Origin of the sequence: Cryobacterium sp. Y62, from assembly GCF_002929785.1 — a bacterium.
Taxonomy (GTDB): domain Bacteria; phylum Actinomycetota; class Actinomycetes; order Actinomycetales; family Microbacteriaceae; genus Cryobacterium.
This window is the reverse complement of record NZ_PJJK01000044.1, coordinates 1-7,358: the sequence shown is the minus strand read 5'-3', so window position 1 is coordinate 7,358 and position 7,358 is coordinate 1. Positions and strand designations below refer to the sequence as shown.

The following is a 7,358-nucleotide window of genomic DNA, read 5'->3' as shown; positions in this document are numbered from 1 at the left end:
GCCGCGGAGGAAGGCTACCCGGTCACCAATTTCGACCGCGTCGGCGACGCCGCTTGGACCATCACCGTTCAAAAGGCCTAATCCCGCCGCTGCGCGATCCGGATAGCCAAGACTGAACGACCCCACCCTTAGCGGATGTTTTCGTTCCATTACTACTTAGACCTCTGGTTGGACTGGCTGGCAATCATCGGTTTCGCCGCCGTCATGTTCAACTTCGGCGTCGTGAACGTGTTTTCCAGGGGCCTGCACTCGTACTCGGGGTTGTAAATACTTCGCTCCCGCTCCGGCTTGGGACTCAGCCCTTCGAAGAATTGATTAAAGCTCTTGCGGGTTGTTCGGTGAGTACCCTGGGTGTGGCGGCCAATTGTTGAGCTGGGCCAGCTGTCGCAGTGGTCTGTTCCATTGCGCGTGCTGGAACATTGGGTGGCCTCCGACTCAGCCAGCCTGCTGGAGTAGGTTTGAATGATTGACTTCGCGAAGGATGGGCTGACGTGGTGAAGGATCGATTGAAGGGCAACCGCTCGACGTTAGAGACAGCTGCGGAAGTGATTCGTGAGCTGTGCGAGCCAGTTTCCCCGCCTAAACGCACACTTGATTACCGGAACTACTTTTGCGCCAGGAACCTCGATAACAAGGAGGTCGTGGAGCGGAACGAGCCGCGTAGAGCTGCTTTTTACGCAGCTGTAGTCGAGTATGCCCGTGCCTATTCGGAAATCTGGGATGAGTTGGAGGCCGCCGGATATTCACCGCGCGAGGCCGCGAGTATTGAGAAGGAAGTCTCTTACTTTCAGGAGCTGCGCGAGGAGCTGAAGCGCGCAGCAGATGACCGCGTAGCCGAGGACACCACACACTAGACGAACGGATCAACAAATCCGCTCAGTCTTAGACCAGCCGCCAGCACCGTGACCCGATGCGGCGCCGCCGGTTTACTTGTGCTTACACCTTGCCGGTCAGGATGGCTTGTTTGACCTCGGCGATGGCTTGGGTCACCTGAATTCCGCGGGGGCAGGCATCCGTGCAGTTGAAGGTCGTGCGGCAACGCCACACGCCTTCTTTGTCGTTGAGAATGTCGAGGCGCACTTGGGCGCCATCGTCGCGTGAGTCGAAGATGAAGCGGTGTGCTGCAACGATCGCGGCCGGACCGAAGTACTGACCGTCGGTCCAGAACACCGGGCAGGCGGTAGTGCAGGCGGCACATAGAATGCACTTTGTGGAGTCGTCAAAGCGGGCGCGCTGGGCGACCGTCTGAATGCGCTCCTTGCCCTTTTCCGGCTTACCGTTGTTCATCATAAACGGCTGTATTTCCTTGAAGGAGTCGAAGAACGGCTCCATGTTCACGATGAGGTCCTTCTCCAGCGGCAGGCCCTTGATTGCCTCCACGTAGATGGGCTTCGTGACGTCGAGGTCCTTCATGAGCGTCTTGCAGGCGAGACGGTTACGGCCGTTGATGCGCATGGCATCCGAGCCGCAGACGCCGTGCGCGCAGGAACGACGGAAGGTCAACGAGCCATCCTGTTCCCACTTGATCTTGTGCAGCGCGTCGAGCAGGCGGTCGGAGGGGTAGAGCTGCACGTCGAAGTCCTGCCAGTGCGGCTCTTCGTCAGCCTCCGGGTTGAACCGGCGCACAATGATCGTGGCGGTGAATGACTTGATTTCTTCGGGGATGATGGGCTTGTTGTCGATCGTGGCTGTGCTCATTACTCTTTCCTTTCCCTCGGTGGTAGTGCGTGATCTTGACCGGGGAATGATTCACTTTCCATAAATAGATTGGGTTCAAGGAAACGTACGGTTTGCACTGTTACGAAGATTCGCGCTCGTAGACGACCACCGCTGTCCTCCCATAACATGCTAACTGCTTTAATCGCTCGGGCGCCGGTCGGCAACGACAGGACGCAACTGTGAACCCGAGCGTGCTCTTGTTGCTCAGCAACCACGTGTTTATCCGCCCGTGTTCACAGGGTCTGCACGCTTTGTAGCTGGGGCCGTGTCGCCACATTGCGGAGATCAGGACACCTCGCGATCGTGCTGAGGGTTAGGCGCGGCTGAAGCGCACCCGCCAGAACTTCGGGCTTCGTTCGATGTAGCTCACGCCGAAAGTGTCGGGCTGGCTCTGCTGAAGTTCCGCCAGCATCCGTTGGGCGGGGGTTGTGCGGTTCGATCACATTTCGGGCGAATCCCGGCACAACGGCGTCGAGCACGATGTTTAGTCCCTGGGGCCGTCCCGTCGACGGTCCTATCTGCCGTCGGCCGGCCGAGTGCAATCGGCTCAGGACGCCGCCGGAGCGATGAGCTTGGCTACGGTGAGCAGGATGACCGCGTCCTCGATAGCCTCCAGCGAGTTACGGCCCGGCGGCATCGTGATCAGGTCCCCGCGCCATCCAGACCACGATGCGCCACCTGCGGTGAGGACGACCCGCCCCTCGAGGACCTGCACGGTCGCTTCAGCCAGGTTGTCGTGTTCTTTGAGGCGTTGTCCGGCACGGAGAGCAATCAGCGTTTGTCGGAGGACGTGCGCGTGGCCGCCGTACACGGTCTCCGCGCTGCGACCACTGGATGCGTCCCGTGCGTGATTGAGATGGTGGCGCACGAGTGCGGTGAGCGACTTCTTGTGCATGTCGGTCTCAACTTTCATTTCCCTCATGCTCCGCTACCGCTGCGCGCGTGTCAACGGTGAGGTGATTGCCGCGCGTGGCCGGTCGGTGCGCCCGTTCTCAGTTCGGAGTCGGCTACGCTGCCAGCGCGTGGAGACCACTGATTCTCGAGCATCTCATACTGGTAGGTCTCCGTTTCTTACCCGGTCCGAGTGCATAGTGCCGCGATTGAGTTGAAGGTCGTTTAAATGGCGAAGGGTGTTCCAGCGGCTTCACCGGAGAGGGCAGGCTGCGTGCTACCGGCGACGAACACGCTCTCGTGGCTCGTCTGGAGCTCACCGTCACGTGTGCGACGGGACGGTGAGCGTCACAGAACGAAATTTCGCCGCGAAATGAAACAGCGCGGGCCTATTTGGTTTATACAGGAGTGGCGGCTCCGCGCGCGCTCCGGTTGCGCAGCCACGGGATGAGGCCACCGACGAGGAGCATTTCGATCTGCCGGTTCGAAAGTTCGTGGCGGACAGAGTAGACCTCATCACGGGTTGTGTTGCGCACGAGGATCTCCGTTCCGTTCGAGAGAGCCTCCCGGATCCCGTCGAGCACGAGCACATCATCCTGCGCGATGCGATCGTGATCGGCCGGATCCGCGAACTGGAGCGCCAGCGCGCCGAAGTTGGCGAGGTTCTGCCAGTGGATGCGTGCGAACGAGACTGCCAGCACCACCCGCAGTCCGAGGAAGCGCGGGGTGATCGCGGCGTGCTCTCTAGAGGAACCCTGCCCATAATTGGCCCCCGCGACGATCATGTGGCCGGTCGTATCTCGGGTGAGGGCAGCGCGAGTCGGGTAGGTCGGGTCGACTTGGTCGAAGGTGAACTCGGCGAGCTTGGGGACGTTGCTGCGGAAAGGGAGCACGCGCGCACCGGCCGGCAGGATTTCATCGGTCGAGATGTCATCGCCCACGATCAGGGCGACGGGTGCCTCGATGTGCTCGGCGAGTGGTCCGAAGACCGGCAGCGAGGAGATGTTTTCACCCTTGACTAGATGCACCCCTATGGATTTCTCCGGCGGTAAGGGCTTCTCGAGCATCGTCAGGTTCACGCTCGACACCGCCGGAAGTGCGATCTGGGGATATTCCAAGCCGAAGAGCTCGGGCAGGTCCCGCGGGTCGGTGATCTGTCCCGTCAGCGCGGCGGCGGCTCCCGTCTCCGGCGAACACAGGTAAACCGAGTCTTCTTGGGTGCCTGAGCGACCGGGAAAGTTGCGCGGCATCGTGCGCAGGCTGATGCTGCCATTGGCCGGGGCTTGGCCCATGCCGATGCAGCCCATGCAGCCGGACTGATGCAGCCGGGCGCCCGTTCCGATCAGATCCAGGGTGGCCCCCATGAGGGTGAGATCCTGCAGAATCTGCCGGGAGCTGGGATTGACGTCGAGGGACAGGCCGGGGAAAGACTGGCGTCCCTTCGTGATCGCGGCAACGATCGCGAAGTCGCGCAGGCCGGGATTCGCGGAGGACCCGATCACGACCTGTTCCACTGGGCGCCCCGCCACTTCGCGTACCGGCACGACGTTGCCGGGCGAGCTGGGAAGCGCGATCAACGGTACGATCGAAGCCAGGTCAATCTCCTCGGTCACGTCGTAGGCTGCATCTTCGTCCGCGAGCAGTTCGGTGAAATCCTGCTCGCGTTGTTCGGCGCGCAGGAAGGTCCGCACTTGATCATCGGCCGGGAAAACGGTGGTGGTCGCGCCCAGTTCGGCGCCCATATTGGCGATCACGTGTCGATCCATCGCGGTCAGAGTTGCGAGGCCAGGGCCGTAGTACTCGACGATCCGATTGACGCCGCCCTTGACGCCGTGCCGGCGCAGCATCTCGAGGATGACGTCTTTGGCGCTGGTCCACGGCGGCAGTTGTCCGGTGAGTTTCACTCCCCAGATTTCGGGCATCCTGATGTACAAGGGCTCGCCGGCTATGGCCAGGGCTACCTCGGTGCCGCCGACGCCGATGGCCAGCATCCCGAGCGAGCCGGCCGCTGGGGTGTGGCTGTCGGAGCCGACCATCGTCTTGCCGGGGATACCGAAGCGCTGCATGTGCGTAGGGTGTGACACCCCGTTGCCGGCCTTCGAAAACCACAGGCCGAACCGTTGGCAGGCGGAGCGGAGAAAGTCATGGTCCTCCGCGTTCTTGCTGTCGGCCTGCAACAGATTGTGGTCGACGTACTGCACGGAAACCTCCGTGCGAGCGCGATCCAGTCCTAACGCCTCCAACTCCAGCATGACCAGGGTACCGGTCGCATCCTGGGTGAGGGTCTGGTCGATGTGCAGGCCGATTTCGGTCCCCGGCACCATCTCCCCGGAGACCAGGTGTGTTGCGATGAGTTTCTGTGCGACGTTGTATGCCACGGTAAGCTCCCTTACTCGATAGCGGTGCCCGCCGACATCCGTCGGTATGAATTGGCCTTCGGGGCATGCCACTGATACCAGGGTAGGCCACTCGTGGCGCCGAGGCCTAACCCTCCCCGGACAACGGACATCGTCCGGACCGGATGCGTGCTGTCGTTTCGTCACGTTCTCAACGTCGGGCTACCGGTCGGGTGGGGTCTTGGGCGGCGACGCAAACACCCGACCACGAAATCCTCCAGCTCGGCCAGTACCGCAGCAACTGCATCATCCTCATGACCTACATAACCGCTTTAAGTAGTTTTAGACGGCCTGCGCGAAGCCGAGCGAAGCATTCGCCAGTGGTCTGAGGTGATCGGGGACCGCGCGCGCTTTTGCCTGCATGGACTGCGCCCATAACCTCCCTGCCCGATACGATGATCGAACGAGCGGACCGACCAGCAACCCGAATCAGCAGATCTGCGTTGCTTCAACGCCGGCACCCTTTACGCTCTTCATTCGAGCAATCAAGCCACGAATCTGCGTCCGAAAATTTGCCAGGACCAACACGACGACCGGCCACGCAATCGATCCGATTACGGATGCCGCGAACTCTTTCCACCCCATTGCCCCAGCGTGGCAGGTGGCAGGTGGCAGGTGGCAGGTGGGACTAGAGCTACGCGGGAGCCCACGCTGGGCTTAACGCGGAGGCTTTGGGTTGGTACCGACCGGTAGGCTAATCGCACAGCGAGGCGAGGGAGCAACGATGACTGCCGAGACATCGCTCGATTTCTCAGATGCCCGCCGGCAGCACTTGGAATTCATCCAGTCGGCGATCGGGCGCATGTCTTCCACGTCAGCGATCGCGAAGGGGTGGGCGCTCACCATCGCGACAGCCACCTATGGGTACGCCGGTACTAAGCCTGAATCCACCGGTCGGCCTCTGATCGGATCCTGATTTCGGTTTGGCGAGATTTCGGAGTTTCGGGCGTGGGTGTGGTCCGGGTCTCGCGGCCCGGGTGTTCCACTGGTGCTCCTGTTGGTGCCGATATCGGCTGGTCGGTCAGGTGGGGGCGGGTCGTCGTGGGCGGAAGTTCTGGTTGAACAGGACCGTCCAGGGTTTCTCCCAGGGCGAGTGGTCGGGCAGGTGCAGGGTGATGCGCCGCGCGGAGGTCGAGATTCTGGCCGGGACTCTGACAAGTTTCCGGCGGATCGTTGCGGTGGTCGATCGGGCGAGACCGTTGCCCGCGATCGTCGCGGCGGCGCGGGTCACGTTAAACGCCATGACAGCCAGGACGGGGACTGTCTCTTAAACGGTGTTTCCGGCCTGACGCGCTGGACGTGGGTCTGGCGGGAAAGGTGCCGTGATGACGACACTTGATGCTGTGACGAAGAAGACGAAAAATGAGCCCACCCGTGAGGCGTTGGCGGCGAAGGAATGGGTGCGCCTGGCCAAGGAGCAGGGCCTGGCTCTGGACGGTCCTGAAGGGCTGCTGGGCCAGTTCACGAAAACGTTCCTGGAGACGGCTCTGAACGAGGAAATGACTGAGCATCTCGGTCATGAGAAGAACCGTGCGCCGGACGAGCGTGACGAATCCAACGTGCGCAACGGGACCCGGCCCAAAACGGTGATCAGTCCCTCGACGGGGCCGGTGACGATCCAGGTGCCTCGTGACCGGGACGCCACGTTCACTCCGGTGATCGTGCCGAAACGACAACGCCGTTTGACCGGGGTCGATGAGATTGTGCTGTCGTTGTATGCCCGCGGCCTCACGACCGGGGAGATCAGCGCGCACTTCAACCAGATCTACGGTGCGCAGGTCTCGAAAGAGACGATCTCTCGCATCACGGACAAGGTGATCGAGGAGATGCAAACGTGGCAGTCCCGCCCCTTGAACGGCGTCTACGCGGCGATCTTCATAGATGCGATCGTGGTGAAGATCCGAGACAGGCAGGTCGCCAACCGGCCCATCTACGCGGCCATCGGCGTGACCTTGGATGGCGATAAAGACATTCTCGGGTTGTGGGCCGGCACCGGCGGTGAGGGCGCAAAGTTCTGGATGTCTGTCCTGACCGACATCAAGAACCGTGGTGTCACCGACACGTTCTTCCTGGTCTGTGACGGGTTGAAAGGGCTCCCGGAAGTTGTCGGGAACGTGTGGCCGTTGACGACGGTGCAGACGTGCATCATTCACCTCATTCGGAACACGTTCAAGCTGTCCTCGAAGAAGGATTGGGATGCGATGAAACGAGCGGTGAAACCGATCTACACCGCTCCGACCGTCGACGCCGCACGGGCAGCATTGGACGATCGGGACTGCTGAAGGTTTAGTTGACACCTGACTTGCTGGAATTCGGTTCCGGCAGTGGAAGGATCAACACCATGACCCGAAA

Annotated in this window: 6 protein-coding genes and 3 pseudogenes; 4 read left to right on the top strand and 5 right to left on the bottom strand. The window is 61.5% G+C overall.

What is annotated here, in order from left to right; translation table 11 throughout:
• Positions 1-135: 135 nt before the first annotated feature.
• A complete protein-coding gene (locus tag CXY71_RS22280) occupies positions 136-267 on the top strand; it encodes a hypothetical protein (protein ID WP_255412607.1) in 132 nt (43 codons plus the stop codon).
• A gap of 224 nt (positions 268-491) precedes the next feature.
• Positions 492-854 (top strand): hypothetical protein, encoded by a 363-nt coding sequence (locus tag CXY71_RS00650; RefSeq protein ID WP_104133808.1) that lies wholly within the window; start codon positions 492-494, stop codon positions 852-854.
• 82 nt (positions 855-936) lie between these two features.
• Here the strand turns inward: CXY71_RS00650 and CXY71_RS00645 are convergent, their stop codons facing one another.
• The 4 genes and pseudogenes from CXY71_RS00645 to CXY71_RS21605 form a co-directional block, all read right to left on the bottom strand.
• On the bottom strand, positions 937-1,698 hold the full coding sequence (locus tag CXY71_RS00645) for a succinate dehydrogenase iron-sulfur subunit (RefSeq protein WP_104133807.1): 762 nt from the start codon (positions 1,696-1,698) through the stop codon (positions 937-939).
• 568 nt (positions 1,699-2,266) lie between these two features.
• A complete protein-coding gene (locus tag CXY71_RS00640; protein WP_368665843.1) occupies positions 2,267-2,632 on the bottom strand; it encodes a cupin domain-containing protein in 366 nt (121 codons plus the stop codon).
• Between the two features lie 376 nt (positions 2,633-3,008).
• A complete protein-coding gene (locus tag CXY71_RS00635) occupies positions 3,009-4,988 on the bottom strand; it encodes an aconitate hydratase (RefSeq protein WP_104133806.1) in 1,980 nt (659 codons plus the stop codon).
• Between the two features lie 300 nt (positions 4,989-5,288).
• Positions 5,289-5,432, bottom strand: a pseudogene (locus CXY71_RS21605) (lipoyl synthase); the annotation flags it as partial.
• 298 nt (positions 5,433-5,730) lie between these two features.
• Here CXY71_RS21605 and CXY71_RS00625 point away from each other — a divergent pair.
• The gene (locus CXY71_RS00625; protein ID WP_104133805.1) at positions 5,731-5,922 is read left to right on the top strand and encodes a hypothetical protein; all 192 of its coding nucleotides are present in this window, start codon (positions 5,731-5,733) and stop codon (positions 5,920-5,922) included.
• A 105-nt stretch (positions 5,923-6,027) separates the two neighbouring features.
• On the opposite strand, the pseudogene CXY71_RS00620 reads toward CXY71_RS00625, so the two are convergent.
• A pseudogene (locus CXY71_RS00620) lies at positions 6,028-6,261 on the bottom strand (IS1380 family transposase); the annotation flags it as partial.
• A gap of 67 nt (positions 6,262-6,328) precedes the next feature.
• On the opposite strand from CXY71_RS00620, the pseudogene CXY71_RS00615 reads away from it, so the two are divergent.
• A pseudogene (locus CXY71_RS00615) lies at positions 6,329-7,273 on the top strand (IS256 family transposase); the annotation flags it as partial.
• Positions 7,274-7,358: the final 85 nt, after the last annotated feature.